Source organism: Lysinibacillus sp. RU7, assembly GCF_057837305.1.
The window spans coordinates 1-1,084 of the sequence record NZ_JBYQFK010000063.1; the positions used below are offsets into that span (position 1 = coordinate 1).

Here is a 1,084-nt window from a genome sequence, read left to right on the forward strand (position 1 = left end):
GTCTTCGAGAGAATGCAAGATATATTAATTCAAACAGCCTTTACTGAAGGGTTTCTGGACGATGAACACCTTGGTTTTGACGCGACACATTTCGAAGCGCGAGATGCGTCAAAACCATCTGATAAAAAAGAAAAGATCCCGAAAAAGCGTGGCCGCAAATTAAAAGAAGAACGTGCTGCCTGGCTCGCTGAACAAGCAGAAATTGAGGCAAATCTTACAACGTATGAGAAGAAATTAGAAGCCCAGTTAACCATTCCAACAACGACACTTTGGCAAGACATCCCGATTGAACCCAAATGGGGCGTCAAGAAAAATAGTGACGGTAAAAATACGTTTTGGTTCGGCTTCAAAGGACATTTAGCTGTCTCGACAAAAAGTCAGTACATTGTGGCACGCTTGATGTCGTCCGGTAGTTTAAGTGATAGTAAAGCAGCCATTCCGCTGTTAAAAAAGGTAGCGGAAGTGGTGCCAAATCAATTCACAACAACTATATTCGATGCAGGATATGATTACGAAGCGATTTATCAACAAATCTTAAATCAAGACATGAAAGCAGTCATTCCATACGTTAAACGTCGTGAATCTGAAATCTTAGGCTTCGATGAACATTTCTGTCCAACGTGTGTACGGGAACATAGCTACTGCTACGACAGCTTTGACGAGAAATACCAAAGTTTAAAATTTACACGTCCAAAAGAATGTGTAACGTGTCCATTACGTGAGGATTCACTGTGTCAAAAAGTCTTTAAAATCAAGTGTAAAACAGATATTCGCAAGTATACGTATCCAGCAAGAGGTTCGGCATTATGGGATAAACTGTACAAAGAACGTACAGCTGTTGAACGCGTGAATGCCTACTTAAAAGAATATTTCCAATTAAATAATGTCCGTCACCGAACAGGTAGAAAAGCCAAGCTACATTTCAATCTGGTGACGTTTATTTATAATGCCTGCAAATTAGCCGTCGATCGTTTGAATGCACAATTAATTGAACAAAATACAGCTGCATAATTTTTTAAAAATAAGAATCAAGAAATTGGGTTAGTCTAAGCTCTTGAAAAAATCGATTTATGAAATTGATTCA

At 38.7% G+C, this 1,084-nt stretch carries 1 protein-coding gene; it reads left to right on the plus strand.

Features of this window, described 5'->3' with window-relative positions; translation table 11 throughout:
• Window positions 1-1,011, plus strand: a 1,011-nt coding sequence (locus AC3II9_RS21460; RefSeq protein ID WP_489158721.1) for a transposase, incomplete at its 5' end; no start/stop codon positions are given.
• Window positions 1,012-1,084: the final 73 nt, after the last annotated feature.